This window comes from Pseudoduganella ginsengisoli (genome assembly GCF_009720865.1).
In the GTDB taxonomy this organism is placed as follows: Bacteria; Pseudomonadota; Gammaproteobacteria; order Burkholderiales; family Burkholderiaceae_D; genus Rugamonas; species Rugamonas ginsengisoli.
On the sequence record NZ_WNLA01000036.1, the window covers coordinates 1 to 25,012 of the forward strand.

20 protein-coding genes are annotated in these 25,012 nt (G+C 63.2%); 12 read left to right on the top strand and 8 right to left on the bottom strand.

Going from position 1 to position 25,012, the window contains the following annotated elements:
• The 4 genes from GM668_RS28600 to recD all read left to right on the top strand — a co-directional run.
• On the top strand, nucleotides 1-477 hold a 477-nt coding region (locus tag GM668_RS28600; RefSeq protein ID WP_170305899.1), incomplete at its 5' end, for an Hpt domain-containing protein.
• 56 nt (nucleotides 478-533) lie between these two features.
• Nucleotides 534-3,932, top strand: coding sequence for an exodeoxyribonuclease V subunit gamma (recC, locus tag GM668_RS28605; protein WP_155442385.1), 3,399 nt, complete (start codon nucleotides 534-536; stop codon nucleotides 3,930-3,932).
• Nucleotides 3,929-7,681, top strand: coding sequence for an exodeoxyribonuclease V subunit beta (gene recB, locus GM668_RS28610; protein WP_155442386.1), 3,753 nt, complete (start codon nucleotides 3,929-3,931; stop codon nucleotides 7,679-7,681). Before recC ends, recB begins: the two co-directional genes overlap by 4 nt.
• Nucleotides 7,678-9,738, top strand: coding sequence for an exodeoxyribonuclease V subunit alpha (gene recD, locus GM668_RS28615; protein WP_155442387.1), 2,061 nt, complete (start codon nucleotides 7,678-7,680; stop codon nucleotides 9,736-9,738). The genes recB and recD overlap by 4 nt, the downstream gene beginning before the upstream one ends.
• A gap of 17 nt (nucleotides 9,739-9,755) precedes the next feature.
• On the opposite strand, the gene GM668_RS28620 is transcribed toward recD, so the two are convergent.
• The 3 genes from GM668_RS28620 to GM668_RS28630 all read right to left on the bottom strand — a co-directional run bounded on the left by GM668_RS28620 (nucleotide 9,756) and on the right by GM668_RS28630 (nucleotide 12,696).
• The gene (locus GM668_RS28620) at nucleotides 9,756-10,442 is read right to left on the bottom strand and encodes an SDR family NAD(P)-dependent oxidoreductase (protein ID WP_155442388.1); all 687 of its coding nucleotides are present in this window, start codon (nucleotides 10,440-10,442) and stop codon (nucleotides 9,756-9,758) included.
• Nucleotides 10,443-10,563: 121 nt separating this feature from the next.
• Entirely contained in the window at nucleotides 10,564-11,439 is an 876-nt protein-coding gene (locus GM668_RS28625; RefSeq protein ID WP_155442389.1) for a serine hydrolase, read from the bottom strand.
• A gap of 240 nt (nucleotides 11,440-11,679) precedes the next feature.
• Entirely contained in the window at nucleotides 11,680-12,696 is a 1,017-nt protein-coding gene (locus GM668_RS28630; RefSeq protein WP_155442390.1) for a sulfate ABC transporter substrate-binding protein, read from the bottom strand.
• Between the two features lie 215 nt (nucleotides 12,697-12,911).
• On the opposite strand from GM668_RS28630, the gene GM668_RS28635 reads away from it, so the two are divergent.
• On the top strand, nucleotides 12,912-13,451 hold the full coding sequence (locus GM668_RS28635) for a GNAT family N-acetyltransferase (RefSeq protein WP_155442391.1): 540 nt from the start codon (nucleotides 12,912-12,914) through the stop codon (nucleotides 13,449-13,451).
• 24 nt (nucleotides 13,452-13,475) lie between these two features.
• Nucleotides 13,476-14,066, top strand: a complete 591-nt coding sequence (locus GM668_RS28640) for a TIGR02466 family protein (protein ID WP_155442392.1) — start codon at nucleotides 13,476-13,478, stop codon at nucleotides 14,064-14,066.
• Here GM668_RS28640 and GM668_RS28645 read toward each other — a convergent pair.
• Nucleotides 14,023-14,817 carry a class II glutamine amidotransferase gene (locus tag GM668_RS28645; RefSeq protein ID WP_229500052.1) on the bottom strand — a complete coding sequence of 265 codons (795 nt, stop codon included), beginning with the start codon at nucleotides 14,815-14,817 and terminating at the stop codon, nucleotides 14,023-14,025. The genes GM668_RS28640 and GM668_RS28645 overlap by 44 nt on opposite strands.
• Before the next feature lie 223 nt (nucleotides 14,818-15,040).
• Here GM668_RS28645 and GM668_RS28650 point away from each other — a divergent pair, with 223 nt between their 5' ends.
• The 6 genes from GM668_RS28650 (at nucleotide 15,041) to GM668_RS28675 (ending at nucleotide 21,006) form a co-directional block, all read left to right on the top strand.
• The gene (locus tag GM668_RS28650) at nucleotides 15,041-15,901 is read left to right on the top strand and encodes an EAL domain-containing protein (protein ID WP_155442394.1); all 861 of its coding nucleotides are present in this window, start codon (nucleotides 15,041-15,043) and stop codon (nucleotides 15,899-15,901) included.
• Nucleotides 15,902-16,030: 129 nt separating this feature from the next.
• Complete coding sequence (locus GM668_RS28655; RefSeq protein ID WP_443094201.1) at nucleotides 16,031-16,783, top strand: YcbK family protein; 753 nt, start codon at nucleotides 16,031-16,033, stop codon at nucleotides 16,781-16,783.
• Nucleotides 16,784-16,837: 54 nt separating this feature from the next.
• On the top strand, nucleotides 16,838-17,239 hold the full coding sequence (locus GM668_RS28660) for a hypothetical protein (RefSeq protein WP_155442395.1): 402 nt from the start codon (nucleotides 16,838-16,840) through the stop codon (nucleotides 17,237-17,239).
• A gap of 13 nt (nucleotides 17,240-17,252) precedes the next feature.
• The gene (locus GM668_RS28665; protein WP_155442396.1) at nucleotides 17,253-18,044 is read left to right on the top strand and encodes a transporter substrate-binding domain-containing protein; all 792 of its coding nucleotides are present in this window, start codon (nucleotides 17,253-17,255) and stop codon (nucleotides 18,042-18,044) included.
• Complete coding sequence (locus GM668_RS28670) at nucleotides 18,045-18,704, top strand: amino acid ABC transporter permease (protein ID WP_155442397.1); 660 nt, start codon at nucleotides 18,045-18,047, stop codon at nucleotides 18,702-18,704. It begins immediately after the preceding gene.
• Between the two features lie 127 nt (nucleotides 18,705-18,831).
• Nucleotides 18,832-21,006, top strand: a complete 2,175-nt coding sequence (locus GM668_RS28675; protein WP_155442398.1) for a putative bifunctional diguanylate cyclase/phosphodiesterase — start codon at nucleotides 18,832-18,834, stop codon at nucleotides 21,004-21,006.
• A 64-nt stretch (nucleotides 21,007-21,070) separates the two neighbouring features.
• Here GM668_RS28675 and GM668_RS28680 read toward each other — a convergent pair whose 3' ends face one another.
• The 4 genes from GM668_RS28680 to GM668_RS28695 all read right to left on the bottom strand — a co-directional run bounded on the left by GM668_RS28680 (nucleotide 21,071) and on the right by GM668_RS28695 (nucleotide 25,004).
• Nucleotides 21,071-22,120 carry a hypothetical protein gene (locus GM668_RS28680; RefSeq protein ID WP_229500055.1) on the bottom strand — a complete coding sequence of 350 codons (1,050 nt, stop codon included), beginning with the start codon at nucleotides 22,118-22,120 and terminating at the stop codon, nucleotides 21,071-21,073.
• A 5-nt stretch (nucleotides 22,121-22,125) separates the two neighbouring features.
• Nucleotides 22,126-23,037, bottom strand: a complete 912-nt coding sequence (gene flgL, locus GM668_RS28685) for a flagellar hook-associated protein FlgL (protein ID WP_155442399.1) — start codon at nucleotides 23,035-23,037, stop codon at nucleotides 22,126-22,128.
• Between the two features lie 11 nt (nucleotides 23,038-23,048).
• Nucleotides 23,049-24,416, bottom strand: coding sequence for a flagellar hook-associated protein FlgK (gene flgK, locus GM668_RS28690; protein ID WP_155442400.1), 1,368 nt, complete (start codon nucleotides 24,414-24,416; stop codon nucleotides 23,049-23,051).
• Between the two features lie 93 nt (nucleotides 24,417-24,509).
• On the bottom strand, nucleotides 24,510-25,004 hold the full coding sequence (locus GM668_RS28695) for a rod-binding protein (protein WP_229500057.1): 495 nt from the start codon (nucleotides 25,002-25,004) through the stop codon (nucleotides 24,510-24,512).
• Nucleotides 25,005-25,012: the final 8 nt, after the last annotated feature.

The following is a 25,012-nucleotide window of genomic DNA, read 5'->3' on the forward strand; positions in this document are numbered from 1 at the left end:
CCATCGGCGGCGCTGGCCGCCGATGCTGCCGACAGCGCAGTCGGGGTGGCGGAGGCGCCGCCGCAAGCAGGGGCGCCCGCCGCCGTGGCGGACACGCCCGTGCATCACGACGTCCAGATTGCCCCGGCAGAAATGTTCGACATCACGGCGCTGGCCGTCACGTTCAATAACAAGCCCGAAAAAATGCGCAAATATGCGGTGATGTTCCTCGACTCGGCGCGCGACGGCATGGTGGAAGTCAATGAAGCGCTGGCGCAGGGCGACATGGCGCGCCTGTCGGAACTGGGGCACCGCATCAAGTCGTCCGCCCGCGCCGTTGGCGCCATGCACTTCGGTGAACTGTGCCTGGCGCTGGAACATTTAAAACCCGACGCCGACCCGGCCCGCGCCCGCTACATCGTTGCGCAAATGCAGCCAATGCTGGACCATTTGCAGGGACACATCGCGCAAGAGCTGGATGCCCATGCGGCAGGCTAGCCGGCCATCCCGCCAGCAGCGATAATGTAGCTTTGTCATACCGCAGCGTAAATACCATGCCCATCACCCCCGGCCTCCTGATCTTGCATGGCAATCAACTGGAACAGTTGCGTGCGGCGGTGTTCGGATGGCTGCAGAGCCATCCACTGGGACCGCTGGAAACCGACACCTTCCTCGTGCAATCGAACGGCGTGGCGGAATGGCTGAAAATTGCGCTGGCCGAGGAAACCGGCATATGCGCGGCGACGCAATTGCGCTTGCCGGCGCGCCAGCTGTGGGAAGCTTACCGCGCCATGCTGGGGCGCGACAGCGTACCGCCGGTTTCCGCTTTTGACAAAGGCCCGCTGACGTGGCGCCTGATGCGGCTGCTGCCGGCCTTGCTGCAAGATGATGTGTTTGCACCGCTGCGCCATTTCCTGGGCGACGGCTGTCCCGAGCGGCGCCTGCAGCTGGCCACACGGCTGGCGGACTTGTATGACCAGTACCAGGTGTACCGCGCGGATTGGCTGGAAGACTGGGCGGCGGGACAGGATGTGCTGCGCAGCGCCCGCGGCGAAGCCATTGCGCTGGGCCCGGACCAGCGCTGGCAGGGCGCGCTATGGCGGGCCGTGGTGGGCAGCGTGCCGGAACACGAACGCTTGCTGGGCCGCGCCAGCGTGCATACGCGCTTCGTGCAGGCGGTCGAGCGCGGTGCTGCGCCACGCGGCCCGCTGCCGCGCCGCCTCGTGGTGTTCGGTATTTCATCGCTGCCCTACCAGGTGCTGCAAGCGCTGGCAGCGCTGGCGCGCCATACGCAAGTGCTGCTGGCCGTGCCGAATCCATGCCGCTACCACTGGGGCGATATCATTGATGGCCGCGATTTATTGCGCGCGGCCCGCAAACGCCAGCAATTGAAAAACGGCCTGGACCTGTCGCATATTCCACTGGAAGAATTGCATGCGCACAGCCACCCGCTGCTGGCCAGCTGGGGACGGCAGGGACGCGATTTTATCCGCATGCTCGATGAATTCGACGAAGCGGCCCAGGCGCGGGGGGATGACGGCGGCTCGGCGCCCATGCGCGTGGATTTGTTTGGCGAAGAGGATGGCCACACCTTGCTGCAGCAAGTGCAGGCCGCCGTGCGCGACTTGCTGCCGCTGGCCGAACATCCGCATGCGCCGCCGCCGGATGACGATGCGTCGATCGAGTTCCACATTGCCCACAGCGTGCAGCGCGAAGTGGAAGTGCTGCACGACCGCCTGCTGGCCATGTTTGAGGAATTGCCGGGCTTGCGCCCGCGCGACGTGGTGGTCATGGTGCCTGACATCGATGTCTTCACGGCGGCGATCCACGCGGTCTTTGGCCAGCACCGCAAGAGCGATGCGCGCCATATCCCGTTTGCCATCGGCGACGTCAATGACCGCAGCGTCAATCCGTTGCTGGTGGCGCTGGAATGGCTGCTGCGCCTGCCGCAGCAGCGTTGCCGCCAGAGCGAAGTGCGCGATTTGCTCGATGTGCCGGCGCTGGCGCAGCGCTTTGGCTTGCTGGAAGACGACTTGCCCACGCTGGGCGTGTGGATCGAAGGCGCCGGCGTACGCTGGGGCCTGGACCAGCAGCACCGCGCCGGCCTGGGCCTGGCGCCGGCCGGCGAGCAAAATGCGTGGATCTTCGGCTTGCGGCGCATGCTGCTGGGGTATGCCGGCGGCGACGGCGTCACCTATAACGGCATTGAAGCCTACGGCGAAGTGGGCGGGCTCGATGCGGCGCTGGCGGGATCGCTGGCGCAGCTGGTGGAAGCGCTGCTGGCGTGGCGTGAAATCCTCGCTTCTCCCCGCACGCCTGCCGAATGGGGCGAACAGGCGCGCGCACTGCTGGCTGCTTTCTTTACGCCGGCCGGCGAAGATGACCGCCTGACGTTGGCGCAATTGCATGAAACCCTGAACCGCTGGCTGGAAACGTGCGAAGGCGCCGGTTTTGACGAACCCGTGCCGCTGGCCGTGCTGCGCGAATCGTGGCTGGGGGCGCTGGATGAACCGACGCTGGACCACCAGTTTGTGTCGGGCGGCGTCACGTTCTGCACGTTGATGCCGATGCGCGCCGTGCCGTTCCGCGCCGTATGCCTGCTGGGCATGAATGACGGCGACTTCCCGCGCCGCGCCGCCAAGGCGGATTTTGATTTGCTGGCGCTGCCCGGCATGGCCCGCCCCGGCGACCGCTCGCGGCGCGACGACGACCGCTACCTGATGCTGGAAGCCTTGCTGGCCGCGCGCGACAAGCTGTACGTCAGCTGGGTGGGCCGCAATGTGCGCGACAACAGCGAGCAGCCGCCGTCCGTGCTGGTGTCGCAGCTGCGCGATTACCTGCAGGCGGGCTGGCAGCTGGACCTGGATCGCCGCACGACGGAGCACGCACTGCAGCCATTTTCGCGCCGTTATTTTGAACAGGGCGGCTTGCCCACGTATGCGGCGGAATGGCGCGAAGCGCACAGCGGCAGCGAGACGCCGGACGCCGTTGGCGCGGCGCTGCCGCCTTATGAGCCGGAGGAGGGATTCCGCCTGCGCCTCGGCATGCTGGCCAGCTTTATCCGCCAGCCCGTGCGCTATTTCTTCCGCCAGCGCCTGGGCGTCGTGTTCGGCGACGCGGTACTGGTGGGCGAAGATGAAGAACCGTTTGCACTGGATGCGCTGGAACGCTTCGGCCTGGAAGGCAAGATGCTGGACGACAGCGGCGAGCCGGAACCGGTGGCGGAAGTCAGGGAGCGCCTGGCGGCCAAGGCGGAACGGCTGGCCCGCGAAGGCTTGCTGCCGATCGGACTGCCGGGCAGGCACGTGCAGCAGGCGCTGGTCGATGAACTGGTGCCGGTGCGGACGGAATGGCTGCGCCAGCGCGCCCGCTACCCGCTGCCGGCGCCCAAGCTGGCGGTGAGCCTGCCATTTTCCGCGGCGCCGCTGGAAGACTGGGTCGACCAATTGCGCACCAACGGGACGCAAACCGTGTGGCTGGCGCAACTGGCGTCGCGCGTGGCCGACCGCAGCGGGGCGCCACGCGGCGATAAGCTGATTCCCATCTGGCTGCGCCAATTGGCCGCCGCCGCGCAGGGTTTCCCGGTCGCGGGCATTTTAGTGGCGCGCGACGTGGTGGCGCACTTTGCGCCGCTGCAGCAGGCCGCTGCCCGTGAACAGCTGGGCGACCTGGTGCAGCTGTGGCGCGACGGCATGGACCGCCCGCTGCCCGTGGCGTGCCGCACCGCGCTGGCGCACCTGGCCGAGGGCGATGCGCGCGTCACGTATGACGGCGACTATAACCGCGACGGCGAAGTGTCGGACCTGTGCCTGGCCCGTTTGTGGCCGGACTTTTCCGCGCTGGCGCAGGAAGACGGCTGGCTCTCTTGCGCCGAACGGCTGTATGGGCCGCTGGCGCAGTGGATTGCGCAGCATGTGACGATGGCGCCGTTCGATGGCGGGGAGCAGCCATGAGCAATGTGCTGCAACCGTTGTCCTTCCCCCTGCATGGCTCGCGCCTGATCGAAGCGTCTGCCGGCACCGGCAAGACGTGGACCATTGCGGCGCTGTATGTGCGCCTCGTGCTGGGCCATGGCGGTGCGGACGGCTACGTGCGCCCGCTGCTGCCGTCCGACATCCTTGTGATGACCTTTACGCGCGCCGCCACCCGTGAGTTGTCGAACCGCGTGCGCGAACGCCTGATTGAAGCGGCAGCGTACTTCCGGGGCGAATGCGGCAAGGCCGATCCATACCTGGACGCGCTGCTGGAATCGTACCCGGACCACGCCTCGCGCAGCCAGGCGGCGCACCGCCTGATGCTGGCGGCGGAAACCATGGATGAAGCGGCGATTTTCACCATCGACGCGTGGTGCCAGCGCATGCTGCGCGAACACGCGTTCGACAGCGGCAGCCTGTTCGACGAAGAACTGGTCAGCGATGAAGCGGCGCTGTTTGAAGATGCGGCCCACGATTACTGGCGCCAGCAAGTGTATCCGCTCGACGCGCCGCTGCTGGAACCGCTGCTGGCCTGCTGGGCCGACGTGGAACAGTTGAAAAACGCCGTCAGCCAGCTGGCGGCGCGGCGCGAATGGCTGGAGCGTGAAGGCGGCGCAGGGCGTGAATCGCTGGGCGGGCTGATTGCGCGCCTGCAGCGCGCGCAGCGTTCGCGCGTGCTGGAATTGAAGGAAGGGTGGAGCGAGCGGGCCAACCGCATGGAACTGTGGATCAATGGCGAACGCGAAGCGGCGCCCAAGTGTTTCCATGGCGCGAAAATGAAGCCGGAATCCGTGGCGAAATGGTTCGATGCGCTGCGTCACTGGGCGCAGCATGACCACCAGCTGCATCCGGACTTGAACAGCACGGCGTGGAACCGGCTGGCGCCGGATGGCTTGCTGGACGCTTGCGCCAAAGGCTATACGCCGGCGATTCCCGATGATTTCCATGCGCTGCCGCTGTTGCAGGCAGCGCTGGCGGAACTGGAACCGCTCGAACATGCGCTGTGCCGCCACGCGGCGCTGGCCATTGCCCGCCGCATGGAAGAACTCAAGCGCAATGCACGGCAATTCGGTTTTGCCGACATGCTGGACCGGCTGCAGCAGGCGCTGCAGGGCGCCAACGGGGAAGCGCTGCGCCAGCGCATCATCAGCCAATACCCGGTCGCGCTGGTCGATGAATTCCAGGATACGGCGCCCAGCCAGTACCGCATCTTTAATTTGCTGTACCAGGTGGAAGCCAACAATGCGGCGCTGGGCCTGTTCCTGATCGGCGATCCGAAGCAATCGATTTACGGATTCCGTGGCGCCGACATCCACAGCTACCTGGCGGCCCGCCGCGCGACGGAAGGCCGCCATTACCAGCTGGGCACCAACTTCCGCTCGACGGCGGGGCTGGTGGCGGCTGTCAATCAAGTGTTCCTGCATGCGGAAGGGCATGCGCAGCGTGCTGGCCATCCGAAAGGGGCGTTCCGTTTCCGCGCCGATGGGGTCAACCCGCTGCCGTTTGAAGCCGTGGACGCCAACGGCCGCAAGGAACGCCTGGTGGGCGCGGACGGACCGCTGGCAGCGCTGCTGGTGTCGTGCACGGAATCGGATGGCCTCAAGAAGGATGATTACCGCGAATTTTTCGCGCACCATTGCGCCGAACATATCGCGGGGCTGTTGAATGACGAGCGGGCGGGCTTTGATGACGGTGCACGCTTCGAGCGCCTGCAGCCCGCCGATATTGCCGTGCTGGTGCGCGACCGCAAGGAAGCGGCCAGCATCCGCCAGGCGCTGGCGCGGCGGCGCATCGCCAGCGTGTATTTGTCGGACAAGGATTCCGTGCTGGACAGCGAAGAAGCCGCCGACGTGCTGCGCTGGCTGACCGCGATGGCCAACCCGCTCGACGGCAGCCTGGCGCGCGCCGCCTTTGCCACCCGCACGGCCGGCTTGCCGCTGGCGGAACTGGCGCATTTATCCAATGATGAACTGGCGTGGGAACAGCGCGTCGAGCAATTGAAGGCATTGCACCTGGTGTGGCAGCGCCAGGGCGTGCTGGCCATGCTGCGCCGCTTTATCCATGAACTGGGTTTGCCGTCGTCGCTGCTGGCGCAGCCGGGCGGCGAGCGGCGGCTGACGAACTTGCTGCACCTGGCGGAATTGCTGCAAACAGCCAGCCGCCAGCTCGATGGCGAACAGGCATTGATCCGCTGGCTGGCCGAGCAGATCGACGCGGGCGGCGACAGCGGCGATGAGCGCGTGCTGCGGCTGGAATCGGATGCGGAACTGGTGAAAGTCGTCACCGTGCACAAATCCAAGGGCCTTGAATATCCGCTCGTGTATTTGCCGTTTGCCGTCACGGCGCGCAAGGCGGACAAGCGCAACCGCAGCTTCTTCGAATACACGGACGCGGAGGGCACGCGCCGCATCGACATGGCGCTGTCCGACGAAGCGCTGGCGGCCGTCGAAGAAGCGCGGCTGGCCGAAGATTTGCGCCTGTTGTACGTGGCGCTGACGCGTCCCCGCCATTTCCTGTGGCTGGGCGTTGCGGCGCTGGCCGCGCGCAAGGAGGGCAGCAATACGCTGCACGAATCGGCGCTGGGCTATTTGCTGACGGGCGGCGAAGCACTGCCCGCATCGGCGCTGGCGCTGAGGTGGGAAGAAGTCAAAGGCGGGTGCGACGCCATTGCCGTGCGCAAGCTGGCGGACATCGGTGCCGTCACCATGCTGCAGCGGGAAGACCGGCTGGCGCCGCTGGTGCCGGCGCGCCGCTTTGACGGCGGCTTCGAGCGGGACTGGTCGGTCGGCAGTTTCACGTCGCTGACGCGGCGCAATCTGCAGGACGTGCCGCATCTGCCGGCAGGCGGCCTGGCGGCAGACAGCGGCGCGCTGGCCGGCTGGGATGAAGGCGCGGCCCGCAGCGCGCCAGGCATGGGGCCCGGCGACGCGCATGTACCCCGCACCGCGCTGCAAGCCAAGTTGCTGGAACAGCAGGCGATAGCGGAAGCGCTGCAGCGCATTGCCGACGAGCCGTGGCACCGCTTCCCCCGCGGCTCCATGCCCGGCAACTTCCTGCACGAGCAGCTGGAATGGATGGCGCACGAGGGTTTTGGCACGGTGGACGATCCGCAATTCGATGCGCGCCTGCTGCGCCGTATCGAGCGGGCTGGCTGGGCCAACCGGCAAGACGATGCGCTGGCATGGCTGCGCGCCGTGGCGGCGACGCCGCTGCCGCAACTGGGCGCGCCCTTGTCCGCGCTGCACGGCGCATTGCCGGAACTGGAATTCTGGTTCCCCAGCGAGCGCCTGTCGAGCGGTGCGCTGGACCGCCTGTGCCGCCGCCACGTGTTGCCCGGCATTGCGCGGCCCGCGCTGCCGGAGCGGCGCCTGCACGGCATGCTGAAAGGTTTTATGGACCTGGTGTTCGAGCACGAAGGCAAGTACTGGGTGCTGGACTATAAATCCAACGCACTGGGCGGCAACGACAGCGCCTACCACGCCAAGGCGCTGGCCATCGGCGTGGCGGAACACCGCTATGACATCCAGGGCGCACTGTACATGCTGGCGCTGCACCGGCTGCTGCGCTCGCGCCTGGGCGCAGCCTACGACCCGGCCGCGCAGCTGGGTGGCGCGATTTTCTTTTTCCTGCGCGGCATCGGCCATGCGCAAACGCGGGGCTGTTGCCTGCTGGCGCCGGAACCCGGGCTGCTCGATGGCCTGGATGCACTGTTCAATGAGGCCCCATGATGGCGCAACATGACAACACGGCGCCTGGCGCGGAGCTGCAAGCATTGCTGGCACAGGTCGATGCCATGACGGAAGCGGGGCAGTTGCGCCGGCTGGCCGGCGCCTTTGCCCGCTTCGTTGCGTCGCAGGGGCCTGCCAAACCAGCGCTGCTGCTGGCATGCGTGCTGCTGTCGGAACTGGAAGGGCGGGGCCACAGCTGCCTGCTGCTGGCGGACCTTGCCGGCGCCAGCCCTCCGGTCAGGCACATGCTGGGCTGGAGTGAAGAAGACTGGCAGGCGCTGCGCGCTGCCGCGGCGCCCCTGCCGAAAACCGCATCGGCCTGGCGCGCGCAGTTATACCAGTGCGACCAAGTGTGGGCGGTGGGCGACCTGGGTTTCGATGGCGAAGGCCATCCGCTGGTACTCGATGATGACCGGCTGTACCTGCGCCGCTACTGGCGCGATGAAACCGCCGTGGCGCAAGCGGTGCGGTCGCGGGCGCTGCAGCTGCGGCCGGTTGACGCAAAGCAGGTGCGGCAGTGGCTGGACATCCTGTTCCCTGCCGCCGAAGACGGCGGCCCGGACTGGCAAAAGGCTGCCTGCGCGGTTGCCGTGCGGGCCAATCTCGGCATCATTACCGGCGGTCCGGGTACCGGCAAGACGTACACGGTGGCCCGGCTGCTGGCGCTGCTGTTTGCCACGGCTGGCATGGAGCGGGTACCGGCGGCGCACGCATGGCGGGATTCCGGAGCGGGCCTGCCGGCCGCCGGCGGCATCCGCATTGCGCTGGCCGCCCCCACGGGCAAGGCGGCGGCGCGGCTGAAGCAGTCGATTGACCAGGCGCTGGGCGCCCTGTCCGCGCTGGTGCCGGATTTGAACTTGCCAGAGCTGGCCGCCCGCATGGGCGCGGCGCGCACTTTGCACAGCTTGCTGGGCGCGCGGCCCGGTACGCGCCGGTTCGTGCACCACAAGGGCAATCCGCTGGACGTCGACGTGCTGATCGTCGATGAAGCATCGATGGTGCACCTGGAAATGATGGCGTCGCTGCTCGATGCGCTGCCGCCGCATGCGCGGCTGGTGCTGCTGGGTGACAAAGACCAGCTGGCGTCGGTGGAAGCGGGCGCCGTGCTGGGCGACCTGTGCCATGACGCGGAAGCGGGCGGCTACAGCGCGGCGACGGCCGGGTACATGCGCGATGCGGCAGGCATTGTACTGCCGGAATCGTTTATCCAGGGTGGCGGGCCGCTGGCGCAGCAGACGGTCATGCTGCGCAAGAGTATGCGTTTTGGCGGCCCGATCGGCCGGCTGGCATTGGCCGTCAATGCCGGCGACGTGGCCCGCGTGCGCGCCGTGCTGCGCGAAGACGACAGCGGCCAGCTGGCGTGGCTCGACCCGGCCCACCACGCGCACGTGCTGCAGCTGGCGCTGGAAGGGCGGGCGCAGGCCGAAGGCGGCTACCAGCGCTACCTGCGCGAGATGGCCAAAGGTATCGATGAAGGTCACGCGATGTCGCCCGACACGGTGCGCCACGAAGGGTGGGTGCGCGAAGTGCTGGCCGCGTTTGAATCGTTCCGCATCCTGTGCGCCGTGCGGGACGGCGAGTGGGGCGTGTCCGGCCTGAACGACGCGATTGCCGCCAGGCTGGAGGCGGCGGGCCTGCTGCGCCGGCGCGGCGAATGGTACGTGGGGCGGCCCGTGATGGTGACGCGCAATGACTATGCGACCGGCGTGTTCAATGGCGATATCGGCCTGACGCTGCCCGATCCGCTGCGTCCCGGCTCGCTGCGCGTGTACTTCAGCGAAGGCCCGCATATCCGCAGCGTGCTGGCCACGCGCCTGCGCAACGTGGAAACCGCATTTGCCATGACGGTGCACAAGTCGCAGGGCTCGGAATTTGCGCACACGGTGATGGTGCTGCCATCGTCGGCCAGCGCCGTGCTGGCGCGGGAACTGGTGTACACGGGCATCACGCGGGCCCGCACGCACTTTACGCTGGCCACACCGGTGGCCGGCGTACTCGATGAAGCGGTGGCCGTGCGCACGCAGCGCGCCAGCGGATTACGGGGGCTGGTGGGGTAAGGGCAGTGGCCGGTCGGCTAGCGGTAATTGGTGCCGTTATTGATGTCGATGACGTCGCCATTGATGGATGCCGGCGCACTGGTCGCCAGCCAGCACACGGTTTCCGCCACGTCATGTGCGGTACAGAAGCGCTGGCTGATGGTGGCCGCCTTCAACCGCTCTTTCCGGTCCGGCGGAATGTTCTTCATCATTTCCGTCTCTACGGGGCCCGGCGCCACCGAGTTGGCCACCACGCCGCGGGCACCGAATGTCCTGGCAATGGAGCGCATGGCATTGGCCAGGCCCGCCTTGGAAATGCCGTACCAGATATCCGGGTGGCCGATTTCGCCGGCAATCGAGCCCATGCTGACGATCCTGCCGCCCCCGGCGCTGGCCATGCGCTCCGCCACCTTGACGCTGAGCCGCACGGACGTGATGAGGTTGACGTTGAGGATGTGCAAGATATCGTCGCTGCCGTAGTCGCTGGCGGTCTTGGTGTTCATGATGCCGGCATTATTGACCAGCACGTCGACCGGGCCGATCTTGTCCACCACCTGCATGGCCTGGTCGTAACTGGACAGATCCGCTTCCCAGGAAATGATTCCTTCGCGGGCGGCGCGGATGCCCGAGCGGGATACAACATGGACTTCAAAACCTTTGGCCAGCAGTTGCTCAGAAATAGCGAGGCCGATTCCCCTGTTGCCGCCCGTGACGATTGCTTTCATGTGATATTCCTTGGTTTATATATTTGCAATAATACGCAAGGGGTTATCAAGAAGCAAATAATGCGCTGCCACAAGAAAAAAGGGCGCCAACTGGCGCCCCGGTATGCGGATCAGGCTGCCGTTATGCAGCGCGGCGGCGCTTGGAAGCCGTCTTCGATGCCGGCGCTTTCTTGCGCAAGCTTTGTTTCACGGTCTTGACCGGCTTGTCGTCATCGCCGGAAATGAACTTGCGGATCTTCAGCGCATCCATCAGGCGCGCCGAGCTGGCGCCGGCATTGAGCAGCACCATGGTGGCGTTGCGGCCGGCGGATTTGATGCGCATGATCAGGCAGCGGCCGGCTTCTTCCGTGTAGCCGGTCTTCGACATGCCGATGTCCCAGCCCTTGGCGCCCACCAGGCGGTTGGTGTTGTGGTATTCGACTTTGCGGCCGTTGATCTTGATGACGTCTTTGCTTTCCGTGGAAATTTCACGGATGGTGTCGTACTTGGCGGCGGCATTGGCCATCTTGACCAGGTCGGCGGCGGTGGACACGTTGTGCGGCGACAGGCCGGTCGGCTCTTCAATCACGGTATTGGTCAGCCCCAGCGCCTTGATCTTCAAATCCACGGCGCGCTTGAAGGCAGCCTGGCCGCCCGGGTACGTGCGGGCCAATGCGGCGGCAGCGCGGTTATCGGACGACATCAGCGCCAGCTGCAGGACGTCGGCGCGGGAAATCGCCGCGCCCACCGGCACGCGCGACACGCTGTGTTTCAGCGTATCGACGTCGGATTTGTCGATGTTGATGATTTCATTCATGTCCTGCCTGGCGTCCAGCACGACCATGGCTGTCATCAGCTTGGTCAGCGAGGCAATCGGCACCTGGGCGGTGGCGTTTTTTTCAAGCAAGATTTTGCCGGTGTCGTCTTCGACCACCAGCACGTTTTGCGAGCCGAGCGGCAGCGCCATAGCGGCGGCGCTCAAGGACATCAGCAGGGCGGCTACTGTTTTCTTGATCATGTTCATACGAAATTGGGGAGTGACGGAAAATCGGCGGCGTATTTCAGTTTAGTGCACTGCACAATATCTATACGGCAATATTTCCTTACTCTCGACGATACAGCAATTTATCGGGCTCGTCCATGGAATGTCAGCAGTATCCGTCGCTGAAATGCAAAAAAGCCCCGCAGGATGGCCTGCGGGGCTGATGCCCAATATGGGTGCCGGGCCTTTAGGCCGGCATCCACTGGTGATGACTGACTATTTCGCGGCGTAAATCTTGTCGAATTCGCCGCCGTCATCAAAGTGTTTTTTCTGCACGGCGCGCCAGCCGCCAAACACGTCATCCACACTGAGCAAGGTGATTGGCTTGAACGTGGCCGCGTATTTTTTCGCCACGGCTTCGGAACGGGGACGCAAGTGATGTTTGGCGAGGATTTCCTGGCCGGCATCGGAATACAGGAAATTCAGGTACGCCGTCGCGGGTTTGCGCAAGTTGCGCTTGTCGACAACTTTATCGACGACGGCCACGGGCGACTCCGCCAGCACGGACGTGGGCGGATACACGATGTCGAAGTTGTCGCCAAATTCTTCCTTGACGAGGAACACTTCATTTTCAAACGTCACCAGCACGTCGCCGATCTGGCGCTGGGCAAACGTCGTGGTGGCGGCGCGGCCGCCCGTGTCCATTACCGGCACATTCTTGAAGATTTTGCCCACCAGTTCGCGGGCTTGCGCTTCCGTGCCGCCTTTCTTCAGCACGGAGCCCCAGGCTGCCAGGTAGGTGTAGCGGCCGTTGCCCGACGTTTTGGGATTCGGAATCACGACTTTGACGTCCGGCTTGGCGAGATCCGCCCAATCCTTGATGTTCTTGGGATTGCCTTTGCGGACCAGGTAAATCACCGTCGAATAAAACGGCGCCGCGTTGTGCGGGAACTTGGCTTTCCAGTCTGCTGCCACCAGGCCGCGGTCCGCCAGCAAGTCCACGTCGTTGGCCTGGTTCAAGGTCACGACGGATGCTTCCAGGCCATCGGCCACGGAGCGCGCCTGTTTCGACGAACCGCCGTGCGACTGGTTGACCGTCACGTTTTCGCCTGTCTTCTTTTTGTAATCGGCAGCAAAGGCGGGATTGATATCCTTGAACACTTCGCGCATCACGTCATACGATACATTCAACAGCGCCGGGTCAGCCGCGTACGAAGGTGTGGTAAAGGGCAGGGCGGCAGCGAAAAGGGCAGAGGCGATCAACGTGCGGCGCTTATTACTTTTATGTGTCATGGAAGCTTGGATCCTGTTGTGAAAAATATATAGGCATGGTCTATAATTCGCGCCGGAAAAGATACGAATTTTTCGTAATATCTAAATCACGATTTCGAGGCAAAGCAAAACGCACGGCACGCGACACGGGCTTTTTCCGGCTGGTGTATAGTCGCGCTGTGTGCTGGCGGCAAGCCGCCGGCGCCGGGGTGATCGGCATTATTTTGTGAGTACACATGAGTCTTGAAATTCGTATTGCTGCATCTGGCGACGCTGAAGCGGCATGCAATGTTTTGCGGCGTTCCATCGCCGAATGCTGTGTCCTCGACCACAAGAACGACCCCGCCATTTTGGGCGCGTGGCTCGGCAATAAAACCCCGCAAATGGTGGCCAGCTGGTTCCAGTCGCCCACCAACCATTCGCTGGTGGCGTTGCAGGACGATGCCGTCGTCGGCGTCGCGCTGTTGACGGGCGCTGGCAAGCTGGCGCTGTGCTACCTGTTGCCGGAGGCGCGGGGACTGGGCCTGGGCAAAGCACTGCTGGCGCGAATGGAAGAAATCGCCTGCGGCTGGGGCGTGAAAGCACTGCAATTACACAGCACCGCCACCGGTGAAAGCTTCTTTGCCCGCCACGGCTACACGCCGGCCGGGAAAGTGCGCTCGCCGTACGGTGTCGACACGACGTTTTTCTGGAAGCAGCTCGGTGGCGGCGATGCGCCTGCTGACGGCGACGACGCCAAACCGCGCAAGCGCTTCTGCAATTGCAATTCCGCCTGACATCCCACGACCAGAAAGGTCCGTATGCCTGAAATCGCCGTCAGCCGCCAGGATATTTTCCCGACCACGATCTGGTCATTTGATCTCGCTTACCTGCAGCCGTATTTCCCCGCGTGGCTGGACGTGATCCGGCAACTGCGCGCGGCGCAGCCGCAGCCGGCCGGCCGTACGATACGGCGCGGCTGGAACAGTGAAACCACGTTATTGCAGCAGCAGGCGTTCGAGCCGCTGCACGTTGCGGCGCAATCCGTGTTTGGCCAGGTGCTGCAGGAAATGCAGCTGCCCGGCGCGATCCGCTTCCGTGTGGAAGGCTGGGTCAACTTGCATGAAGAAGGCGGGTTCAATATGCAGCACATGCATCCGAACCGCTTGTTGTCGGCCGCGTTTTACCTGCAAGTGCCGGAAGGGTCGAATCCTGTGCTGTTCCACGACCCGCGCCCGGCCGTCAAACTGGGGCAGGTGGCGGGACGGGGCTTCAATGGCGGCGGGTTGACTGCCGCGCAGCCGTCGTTGGGCCAGATGCTGGTCTTTCCCAACTGGCTGGAACACCACGTCGAACCGCATCCGGTGGCTACGCCGCGCATTGCGATAGGCATGAATGCTGTGGCAGCCTGAGGCTGGCCGCTTCCACCACGTGGCCGCCGGCAAACATCTTTAATTCGCCTGGCACGAACGCGTGCCACGTTTCATCGTGCGTCAGCGGCTGCGTGGCAATGACGGCCATGCGGTCGTCCGGACCATTGTGGCGGCTCAGGTCGATGCTGCGTTCGCAATCAATCAGGCTCGCTTGCGCGAACGGGTAGCTGCGCGACACGTAATGCAACTGCGTGGAGCAGTGCGCAAACAGCGTGTCGCCATCGGACAGCAGGAAATTGAACACGCCATGGACGGCAATTTCCGCCGCCAGTTCCGACACGGCGACATACAGCGCGCGGCGCGACGGCTGTTGATCGAAGCGCTCCGCCAGGCCGGACAGCAGATAGCAAAACGCCCGCTCGCTGTCCGTGTCGCCTTCCACGTCATATCGCCCCGCATCCGGATAAAACCCTTTCAAGTCGCCGTTATGGGCAAACGACCAGGCGCGGCCCCACAGCGTGCGGGTAAAAGGGTGGCAATTTTGCTGCGTGATGTTGCCCTGCGTCGCTTTGCGGATGTGCGCAACGACATTGCTGGCCTTGATGCGGCGGCGCTTCATTTGTTCGGCCAGCGGCGAATCGATGGATGGGCGCTCATCGCGGAACAGGCGCACGCCGCGGCGGGTATGAAAGGCAATGCCCCAGCCATCCTTGTGCTCGCCCGTGCGGCCGCCCCGTTCGGCAAAACCGGCAAAGGAAAAGCGCAGGTCGGCAGGCTGGTTGCTGTTCATTCCGAGAAGCTGGCACATGGTGGCACCGCAATAAAAATAACGATGAGCCCACAATAGCGGGGACGTAAAATCGATGGAACGAATGTTTTGCTATATGCATATATGTAATGCGATTGCGGTCCCTATATGCACAAAACGAATACTGTACGAATAAACCATTCGTTTAATCCACGCAATGGCTGGGATAAGGTGTCGCCATTGCAGCAACCTGGAGAACAACGACATGCGCTTTCCCGTCCTGAATCAATACCTGTCCCGCCTGTCCAGCGACGGCGCGGCCCACACCAGCATCCAGCTCGATGCGCAAGGCCGCGCCCAGGGCCGCTTCTTCAATTGCACGATGACGAGCGCGTTCCAGCCGGTGCGGGAATTGCACCGTGGCGCGGCAATTGCCTATGAAGGCTTGGCGCGCAGTGCGGCAGGGGGCGGCGATGGCTTGTCGCTGTGGAAGTTGCTGGACAGCGCGGCCAGCGACGATGAATCCGTGGAACTGGACCGCCTGTGCCGCATGCTGCACGCGATTAACTTCTTCCGGCAAGAAGAGGCGGCCGGCGCGGCCGGTGCGGATTTGTATTTGAATGTGCACAGCCGCTTGCTGAGCGCGGTATCCAGCAACCACGGCCATGCGTTCCGCCGCATCCTCGATGCGCTGGAATTGCCGCTGGCGCGCATCGTGTTGCTGTTGCCGCCGGTAACGGCGCAGCAGGGCTGGCTGATCAATTATGTGGCGGACAATTACCGCCGCAATGGATTCCGTTTTGCCGTGCAGGCAACCGGCGCCCGCGATGGCGCGGCGCTGCTGGAGCGCGTGCGGCCCGACGTGCTGCGGCTCGACGCCCGTGCCGCCGGCGGCTCCATTGATGCCGACGCAGCCACCGTGGCGCTGCTGGAACAGGCGCGGCAAGCCGGTGTCCGTGTGGAATTCCGCCATCTGGATACGGCCGGCGCACTGCAATCGCTGCACCGCATTGCCGACGCGGCCGGTGTTGCGCTGCTGGCACAGGGCACGCTGCTGGATGTGCCGCAATCGACCTTGGCGCCGCCCGCCGTGGCGTCCGGGGCGCCGGCTGCCTTGTCCCTGTAACACTGCGCGCGCCATGCCATCCGGGCAGGCTTAAGAAAACATTAAGCTTGCCGCACATTCTTCATGTGCTTTCTCAACTCCCCCCGCTAATCGGCTATAGTTGCGGAGTATTGTTTGATCGGAATTGTTATGGCATCGCGCAGAGACTTTTTACAGACCGGCCTGGGACTGACGGCCGCAAGTTTTATCGGTGCGCCGTTGCTGGGATGTGCCGCCCGGGCCGAACCCGTGCGGCAGGCAAAAGCAGCACCGAAACCAGCGGCAGCCCATAAAACGGCTGCCGCGCCTGCGAAAGCAGCGGAAAAACCTACGCAACTGGCGCAATTGACACCGCGGGAAGCGCCGGATGAAGACCTGGAACCGCCACCGGACATTTTTGACGCACAATCGCTGGACCTGGAATTCTGGCTGAAGCCGCGCACCATTCAGCTGATCCGTCCCGCCAGCGGTGAAAAAGCCAAGCTGCTGTACTGGAAAGATGGCGAGCTGATCGACTCGGCCTACCAGGAATTGTGCTACCTGCTGCGCGACGTGAATGGCAAGGAAACCGCGCCCATCGACCCGAAATTGCTGGAAACCCTGTGGGGTGCGCAAGCGTTCGTGGCCCGTTATGGCATAGAAAGCCCGGTGGAAATCCTGTCCGGCTACCGGACCAAGAGTTCCAACAACAAGCTGATCGAGCAGGGCATTCCTGCCGCCCGCCAGTCGCTGCACATGGAGGGCAAGGCGGCCGATATCCGCATTGCCAACCTGAATGAAGAAGTGCTGGGCGGGCTGGTGCGCAGTTTCCGCCAGGGCGGCGTCGGCTTTTATTACCGCTCCGGGCCCCGTGGCGGCTGGATCCATGCCGATACCGGCTTGAAGCGGACATGGAAGGGGTGATTTGGCCAGGCGATTGGTTTACACTGGCTGATTGTCCTGTCTTATGAAGAATGTATGCAGCAAACTGACTCTCCACGCTTCCGTCCCGTGCCATGGACGGCGCTGGAAACCCCGGCCGACGTCGAGTTGTGGATCGCCGAACACAACCTCGCCCTGCAAGAATTGATCGCGCCCCATGAAACCGGCTATGGCGTGTGTTTTACGCTGGCCGAAGGGGGCGAAATCTACCTGCAGACGACGCAGGATGGCGCCATCATTGTCGATGTGACGGAAGAAGCGGAATGGGTATCGCCGCTGATTGCTGCTGTCGGCCAGGTTGAACCGCCGAAAGGATCGCTGTGGATATTGCCGGATGATAAGCTGGTGCAATTGATCATGGGCTTGTCCGGCCTGATCGCAACGTCCATCCTCGTGGTGGGCCACCATTTCGGGCGGGGCCAGCGCACCCGCTACTAACATAAGGATACTCATGGCACTGTCCCGTCGTATGTCCGTCAAGCTGGCAGCCGCGCTGCTGCTGGCCACTGCTGCACAAGTTCATGCTGCTGATTTGCTGGCCACCGTCAAGGCGCGGGGCACATTGAAAATTGCCATGGAAGGCGTGTATCCGCCGTTCAACTACAAGGATGCGAAGACTGGCGAATTGCAGGGCTACGATGTCGACGTGGCGAAACTGGTGGCGTCCAGGCTGGGCTTGAAGCCGGAATTCGTGACGACGGAATGGGCCAGCATCCTGGCGGGCCTGGCCAGCGGCAAATATGACGTCATCGTGTCACAAGTGACGATCCAGCCTAAACGGGAACTCGCGTTTGATTTTTCCACGCCGTACACGTATTCCGCACCGCAACTGATCCAGCGCCGCGATGACAAGACGGAGTACGCGTCGCTGGCGGCGCTGAAGGGTAAAAAGCTGGGCGTAGGGCAGGGCAGCGTCTATGAAATGCAGGCCAAGGCGGCGGGCGGCATCGACGTGCGCGGTTATCCGGCCGCGCCGGAAAACTTGCGCGACTTGTCCGTCGGCCGTATCGATGCCGCGCTCAACGACAGCCTGATGACGGCGTATTTGCTGAAAACGTCGGACTTGCCGATCCGTGCCGGCGCCAGGGTGGGCGCCGTCGAACGCTGCGGCATCCCGTTCAGGAAGGGCAACCCGGAATTCAAGGCGGCGCTCAATAAAGTGCTGGCCGATGCGGCGGCAGACGGCAGCCTGAAGGCTATTTCCGTCAAATGGTTTGGGACGGACGTCAGCAAGGCGCCTTAAATGGACTGGCTCACCCTGTTGCAGGAAGCGGCGCCCGTCATGCTGAAGGGCGCCGGCTATACGCTGGTGTTTGCGCTGGCGTCGATGCTGGGCGGCTTGCTGATCGGCTTTCCTGTCGCCGTGCTGCGCATCTTGCCGTGGCGCGTGCTGGCCTGGCCTGCCGCTGTTTATGTCAGCCTGATGCGGGGCACGCCGCTGCTGGTGCAATTGTTCGTGATTTATTACGGCTTGCCTGGCGTGGGGATCGAACTGACGCCGGTAACGGCAGGCATTCTGGCGCTGAGCCTGAATGCAGGCGCGTACCTGTCGGAGAGCTTGCGGGGCGCGATTGCTTCGGTGGCGCGCGGGCAGTGGTGGGCCAGTTATTCGCTGGGACTGGGCTACCGCGATACGCTGGTGCACGTGGTGATGCCGCAAGCGCTGCGGGTGGCGGTCCCGGCGATGAGTAACAGCTTGATCAGCCTGATCAAGGATACGTCGCTGGTGTCCGTCATCACGATGACGGAATTGATGTTGTCGACCAAGGAAGTCATTGCCGCCACGTTCCAGCCCTTGCCTTTATACCTGGCCGCTGCCGCTATTTACTGGGTCATGAGCCTCGTGTTCGAAGCGCTGCAAAAGCAGGCGGAACGCCGTTTGAACCGTCCCCACGCGCGCTGACAGCCGGTTTATTCCTGTTGTGTTCGTACACTCGACACACCCCAACGCCCATGCTAGTCTAAGTTGAAGATCGTGCACGATTTACCCGTGCAACGGGTCACTTGCACGTCGCTATAAGGGTGGTGGCATGGACAAGGAATTGCATGCATCGGTGTTGCAGTCTCCCGACCTGCTGCGGCCGGTACTGGGCAGCGGTCAACTGTCCGCCCATGGCGGCGCGGGGTTTGAAGACGTGGCGCTGACGCCGGAGCGGGCCCGCTACGAAGTAGACCAAGCCTACTTCAACGATATCTACCTGCTGGCGCCGGTCGGCTATTTCCTGCTGGCGTTCGATACCACGATCCTGCAAATGAATATCGTGGGCGCCGACATGCTGGGGTTGAAGCGCAACAGCACGGCCCCGGTGCCATTCCGCCACTTTGTCGCGCCCCGCTTCGTGGCGGACTTTGACCAGTTCATCCGCAATGCCGCCAATACCAGCGAGGCGCAGCGCTGCAATGTGCAGATGACGCACGGCCGGCCTGGCGAACAGGGATTTCCGGTGGCGCTGCGCGCCAGTGCGGACGGCAGCGGGCAAGCGATCCGCGTGGTAATGGAACCGGCCGAAGGCAAGCTGGAGGCGCTGGAAAAAAGCGAGGAACGCTTTCGCCGCATCGTGCACAGCGCGGAAGAAGGGATCTGGGAAATCGATGCGCAAGCGCGCACGTCGTTTGTGAATCCCCGCATGGCGGCCATGCTGGGCTACAGCATTGAAGAAATGCTGGGCCAGCCGCTGGTGGCCTTCATGGATGACGAAGGCCGCGCCATCCTGGAGCACAATATTGCGCGCCGCCAGCAAGGCATCGCGGAACGCCACGAATTCAAATTCATGCGCAAGGATGGCAAGCAATTGTGGACCACGCTGGCCACCAATCCCATCTTTGACAATGCCGGTGCGTATATGGGCGCGCTGGCGCTGGTGACGGATATCACGGCGACGCGCCAATCAGCCGAGCTGATCTGGCAGCAAGCGAATTTCGACCAGTTGACGGCGCTGCCGAACCGCCACATGTTCCACGACCGCCTGGCGCAGGAAATGAAGAAAGCGCGGCGCGAAGGGCTGCTGCTGGCGCTGCTGTTCATCGACCTGGACGGCTTCAAGCAAATCAATGATACGTATGGCCATGAGCAGGGCGATGCGCTGCTGATTGAATCGGCTGCCCGCATTACCGCTTGCGTGCGCGCCACGGATACGCTGGCGCGGCTGGGCGGCGATGAATTTGTCGTCATCGTGTCCGGGCTCGACCATGCATCATCGGTGGACCGGGTGGCGCAAAATATCCTGAATTCGCTGCGCCAGCCGTTCCCGCTGGACGGCGGCGACGGCAGTGTGTCTGCATCGATCGGCATCGCACTGTTTCCGTCGGACGCGTCGGATGCGCCGGAATTGCTGCGCCATGCAGACCAGGCCATGTATGCGGCAAAAAACGCGGGCCGCAGCCGCTACCACTATTTCACGCCGGATTTGCAGCAGGCGGCACAGCGCCGCCAGCGCCTGTCCATGGATTTGCGCCAGGCGCTGGCTGCCGGCCAGTTCGAACTGTATTACCAGCCGATCGTCAACCTCAATACCGGCATGATCGAGCGGGCCGAAGCGCTGCTGCGGTGGCGCCATCCGGAACGGGGTTTATTGCACCCGCATGATTTCATGCCGTATGCGGAATCGTCCGGCCTGATCGTGGAAATCGGCGACTGGGTATTCCGCCGCGCGGCGGAGCAGGTGCAGGCATGGCAGCAGGAACTGGGACGCCCGTTCCAGGTCAGCATCAACCAGTCGCCGGCGCAATTCCGCGGATCCGGCCCGGGCGACTGGCTGGAGCACGTGGAAAAGCTGGCGCTGGCGCCCCGGTCCATCGTCATCGACGTGACGGAAAACGTGTTGATGGATGACGCGGCCGAAGTGCTGGAACGCTTGCGGCATTACCGCGCCATGGGCTTGCAGGTAGCGCTGGACGACTTTGGCACCGGTTACGGATCCATGGCGCATTTGCGCAAATTCGATATCGACTTCGTGAAAATCGACCGCTCGCTGGTGCAGGATATGGTGGGCGATTCCGGCGACCTGGCCTTGTGCGAAGCGCTGATTGTCATGGCCCACAAACTGGGGCTGAAAGTCGTGGCGGAAGGGGTGGAAACGCCTGCGCAGCAAGCGCTGCTGGTGGCTGCCGGTTGCGACTATGCGCAAGGGTATGTGTTTGCCCATGCGGTGCAGGCCAACAAGTTTGCCGGCATGGCGCGCAACGGACTGCCGCGCCTGCGGTAAATACAAAAACGGGCCTGCACGGCCCGTTCAATAAATTTCCACATGGAAACAGTTTGCGGTATAATTACATCCGCAAACCCAGCAGCGCCATCACGCGGTCGCGGTTAATGCCCGTCAGCGCCGAGGTCAGGCTCAGCAGCGAAGCATAGCTGGGCTCATTGGCTGTCGTGACGAAATTGTGCGCTGCCTGGTCCATGCCGGCTGCACTGACTTCCGGCATCGCGGAATTGGCGCGCTGCGATGCATCGGCCAGCGCCAGGTTGACTTTGGACAGTGCCGCTTCCACGTGGGCCAGCGCCTGGATCACTTGCTGCAGCGTCTGGCGGATCATTTCCGCATCATTCGTGTGCCACTGTTCCGGCATGATGACGGGTGGTTCCGGTTCCGTGCGGACCCGGTTCAACTGGCCGGTGGGGTAGCGGATGCCGCCGCCCTGGATCGCCATCGTATCGCGCACATTGGTCCAGTTCGATTCCGGCGTCGTAAATTCCAGGTCGCCGTTATCGGCCATCGACACGCTGATATTGACCGGCGCCAGCGCCTGGTTGAAGCGGGCGATGATTTCCTCATCGGACAAGCCCGGCTCCAGCTGCACTGAACGCAAACCCTGTGCCCCGTTGCCGACCGCAATCGCCAGCGTTTCGCGGGCGCCGTGACGCAGGTTACCCATGGTCATGCCTCGCACTTTGAAGCGCTGCTGCGATTCGTTGCTGCTATAGCTGAGCTGGCTGTCCAGGGTACCGCCGGACGCTTCCTGGCGGTTGCGCCACGTATCGCTGAACTGGCGAACGCGGGCTTCCACCTGGCCGTCGCGGCCCTGGCGGCTGGCCAGTTTGGCGGACAGCTCTGCCTTCAGTGCGCGCAGCTGGGCGGCGCTTTGTTCCAGGAAATCAACGGCTTGCTGTGCACCTGAAATATCGCGCTGCAGCGGCTGGTCCCAATTGCTCAGGCCGCGCCGGGCCACCGGAGCAGGCGGGGCGCCGGTGGCGCCGACCTGCTCTGGCGCAGCGGATTGCCCAACCGAGCTGGTCGAATCGACCTTGCCGGCCGAGCTGGTCTTGCTGCCCGATGGGGCGGCAATTCCGCTGGAACTGGTGCGCTGAGCGATTTGCATGCGAGTTACAGTACGTTAAAGAGGGTCAGGTTGCTTACTTTGGCATAAGCCTTGTAAGTCGATTGCAAAGCAATATTGTAGCCATTCAAATCCGTTGCGGCGACACCGTAATCCAATTTTCCCAGGTCCGTCAGCGCCATCTGGTTCGACAGGCTGACATTCGCGTGGTTATCGGCCAATGTCGACATGATATTCTGTGCGCCGCCCAAATCCGCAATTTTTGTGGAAACCAGGCTCAGTGTTTCATCGGCGCCCGTCAAATTCGCTTGCAGGATCGCGCGCATGGTCGGGTCATTCGACGATACGCCCGCTTGCAAGCCATCCAGCGTGGCGTCGATCTGGTTCAGGAATTTTTCCAGGCCATTGACATTGACATTGGCCGTTTGCGAAATTCCGTTGCCCACGACAACTTCCTGCTTGCCATCATTGCCAGTATAGGTGTAACGCGAGCCGGGCGCAGCATTTTCATCGAACGTAATCGCGGCAGTCGACGTCAGCGTGCCGGAGAACACGTAGCGGCCTTCCGCATCGCGCACGTTGGCGCTGTACAGCATCGAATCGCGCAGCGACGACAGCGACTGTTTCATCGATTGCAAGTCGTCCGGCGTCACCGAGCCGCCGTCCAGCGCCCACACCAGCAAGTCGCGCACCTGGTTGATGTCGCCCACGGTGCTGGTCAGGAACGTTTCATTCTTTTGCAGGCGGATTTTCACCGCATCGATATTGGCCCGGTACTGGCCGATCTGCGCTTCTTCGCGGTTCAGGCGGGAAATACGCACATTGGTCAACGGGTCGTCGGACGGCACCATGACGGCGGCGCCGGACGCCATTTGTTCGGTCAGCTTGCTGATCTTGTCCTGGTTGATGGACAGCGAGCGGTTCATCGAAGCCTGGAACTGGGAAGTGGCGATGCGCATGGTATGGCTCCTTAGAACATTCGCAGGGTGGAGTCAAACAGCTCATTGGCCACGGCGATGGCTTTCATGTTCGCCTGGTACATTTTCTGGTATTCCATCAAGTTGACCGCTTCCTCGTCCTGGTTCACGCCGGCAGTGGATTTCCAGTCGTCTTCCGCTTGCTGGCGGATCGTGTCCGCGGTTTTCAGCAACGCCTGGTTTTGCTGGCTGTCGATGCCCAGCTTGCCGACCAGCTGCGTATCCGCGTCCGCCACCAATACCGAACCGATCGACGACAGGCTGATGCTTTGGGTGCGGATGGCAATCAGGCTCTGCAGGTTGGCGCTGTCGCCCGGCGTGCCGTCGGCGGAAAACGCCAGCTGGCTGGCCTTGAAATTCGGATCGATCTGCAGCATGCCGGTGGTGCTGGCGGCATTGAAGTTGAACAGCGCAATGCCGGGATTGCCATCGACGTCGGTACCGGCCTGCAATTGCGCATTGACCTTGGCCGACAGCTGGTCCGCCATGTCGATAATTGATTGCTGCATGGGCGCCAGGATGTTGTTCTTGTACGAAGACAAGCCACCCATCTGGCCGCCCATGGCGCTGTCATCCAGGTCGAAGGAATTCTTGTTGAAATCCAGATTCAACACAGCGCCGCTATTGGTTTGGCGGAACGACATGACGGAACCCTGCGAGCCGATCACCAGTGGCTGGCCCGTGCGCAGCGACACGTTGCGCGAACCGTCCGGCTGTTCGATGACTTCGATCGCCAGTTTTGACGCGAGGCGGTCAATCGCCTGGTCGCGCTCATCGGCCAGGGCGGATACGTTCGTGCCCAGCGCTGCCGCGCCGATGATGTTCTGGTTCAGGCGAGAGATGGCGTTGATGTCGGCATTGATGTTGGGAATCAACGCTTCGCGCTGCTGGTCGATCGACAGCCGCTGGTTGGCCATCACGTTATAAATACTGTTGAAGTGCTGCGACATGGCGTTGGCCGCAGTCACCACTTGCTGGCGCAGCGGCGTGGACGTCGGATCGACACCCGCTGCATTCAATGCTTTGAAGAACTGGTCAACGCCGGCGCTGATGCTGGACTGGTCATCGCCCATCACTTTTTCCAGCTGCGACAAATACGGCTGGTTCTGGCTGTACAAACCCTGGTCGGATGCAGCGCGCCACAGTTGCTGGCTCTTGTAAGCATCGGAGAAACGGGTCAGCCCGGTGACTTCCACACCCATGCCGGGCGTCTTGCTGGTAATGCCGGGCGCGACCGCGGCAAGGTTCACGCCCTGGCGCGTGTAGCCTTTGGTTTGTAAGTTGGCAATATTCTGGCTCGTCGTCTGCAGCGCGGTTTGCGCGGCGAGGGCGCCAGATAATGCGTTATTGATAATGCTCATGTAGCAGTCTTTCCAGGTAGTGGCCGGGATTGCCTGCTAAGTGCATGAAGTCCGGCCGGTTATCTTATCAAGGCGACCGAGGATGGCCGGACATTAAATCGATGGTGACGATTTTGTGTCGGGCAACACTTTTTGTTGCTCCTTGGAAATTGGCATGGGGGCTGCCGCCGGGTGCAGCGGCAGGGCAGCGCCAGGCGGCGTGGCGGCCGGAGCGGCGGCAGGCAGCAGCTGGCGCAAGATGGCGTCGGCAATGCCGAACGCGCGGCGGCCCGCCATCTGGTCGGCGACGAGGTTGTCCGCCATGTCCAGCATATCGTCATTGGTTTTATCGCGGTGGCCCGTCTCGTCTTCCTGCAGCACGCGGCCGGAAGCACGCATCTGGTGCATCATGTGCGAAATAAAGAATGATTCGAACTTGACTGCCGCTTCCGTGGCTTTGGCCTTGTACGCGGGATCAACCGGATTGGCAGCGGCAGCTTCTTCGGCAGCCTGGGTGGCGGCATCCTTGATGGGGGCCAAGCCGTCCTGTTTTCCCATGCCCAGTTGACGGGGCAGCACAGGCGCCAAACGGTAGTCAGAGTTATCCATAGCCATCC

Excerpts from the sequence above, each read along its gene's own strand:
- recC (WP_155442385.1), top strand. The coding sequence starts at position 534 with ATGCCCATCACCCCCGGCCTCCTGATCTTGCATGGCAATCAACTGGAA.
- recB (WP_155442386.1), top strand. The coding sequence starts at position 3,929 with ATGAGCAATGTGCTGCAACCGTTGTCCTTCCCCCTGCATGGCTCGCGC.
- recD (WP_155442387.1), top strand. The coding sequence starts at position 7,678 with ATGATGGCGCAACATGACAACACGGCGCCTGGCGCGGAGCTGCAAGCA.
- GM668_RS28620 (WP_155442388.1), bottom strand. The coding sequence starts at position 10,442 with ATGAAAGCAATCGTCACGGGCGGCAACAGGGGAATCGGCCTCGCTATT.
- GM668_RS28625 (WP_155442389.1), bottom strand. The coding sequence starts at position 11,439 with ATGATCAAGAAAACAGTAGCCGCCCTGCTGATGTCCTTGAGCGCCGCC.
- GM668_RS28630 (WP_155442390.1), bottom strand. The coding sequence starts at position 12,696 with ATGACACATAAAAGTAATAAGCGCCGCACGTTGATCGCCTCTGCCCTT.
- GM668_RS28635 (WP_155442391.1), top strand. The coding sequence starts at position 12,912 with ATGAGTCTTGAAATTCGTATTGCTGCATCTGGCGACGCTGAAGCGGCA.
- GM668_RS28640 (WP_155442392.1), top strand. The coding sequence starts at position 13,476 with ATGCCTGAAATCGCCGTCAGCCGCCAGGATATTTTCCCGACCACGATC.
- GM668_RS28645 (WP_229500052.1), bottom strand. The coding sequence starts at position 14,817 with ATGAACAGCAACCAGCCTGCCGACCTGCGCTTTTCCTTTGCCGGTTTT.
- GM668_RS28650 (WP_155442394.1), top strand. The coding sequence starts at position 15,041 with ATGCGCTTTCCCGTCCTGAATCAATACCTGTCCCGCCTGTCCAGCGAC.
- GM668_RS28655 (WP_443094201.1), top strand. The coding sequence starts at position 16,031 with ATGGCATCGCGCAGAGACTTTTTACAGACCGGCCTGGGACTGACGGCC.
- GM668_RS28660 (WP_155442395.1), top strand. The coding sequence starts at position 16,838 with ATGCAGCAAACTGACTCTCCACGCTTCCGTCCCGTGCCATGGACGGCG.
- GM668_RS28665 (WP_155442396.1), top strand. The coding sequence starts at position 17,253 with ATGGCACTGTCCCGTCGTATGTCCGTCAAGCTGGCAGCCGCGCTGCTG.
- GM668_RS28670 (WP_155442397.1), top strand. The coding sequence starts at position 18,045 with ATGGACTGGCTCACCCTGTTGCAGGAAGCGGCGCCCGTCATGCTGAAG.
- GM668_RS28675 (WP_155442398.1), top strand. The coding sequence starts at position 18,832 with ATGGACAAGGAATTGCATGCATCGGTGTTGCAGTCTCCCGACCTGCTG.
- GM668_RS28680 (WP_229500055.1), bottom strand. The coding sequence starts at position 22,120 with ATGCAAATCGCTCAGCGCACCAGTTCCAGCGGAATTGCCGCCCCATCG.
- flgL (WP_155442399.1), bottom strand. The coding sequence starts at position 23,037 with ATGCGCATCGCCACTTCCCAGTTCCAGGCTTCGATGAACCGCTCGCTG.
- flgK (WP_155442400.1), bottom strand. The coding sequence starts at position 24,416 with ATGAGCATTATCAATAACGCATTATCTGGCGCCCTCGCCGCGCAAACC.
- GM668_RS28695 (WP_229500057.1), bottom strand. The coding sequence starts at position 25,004 with ATGGATAACTCTGACTACCGTTTGGCGCCTGTGCTGCCCCGTCAACTG.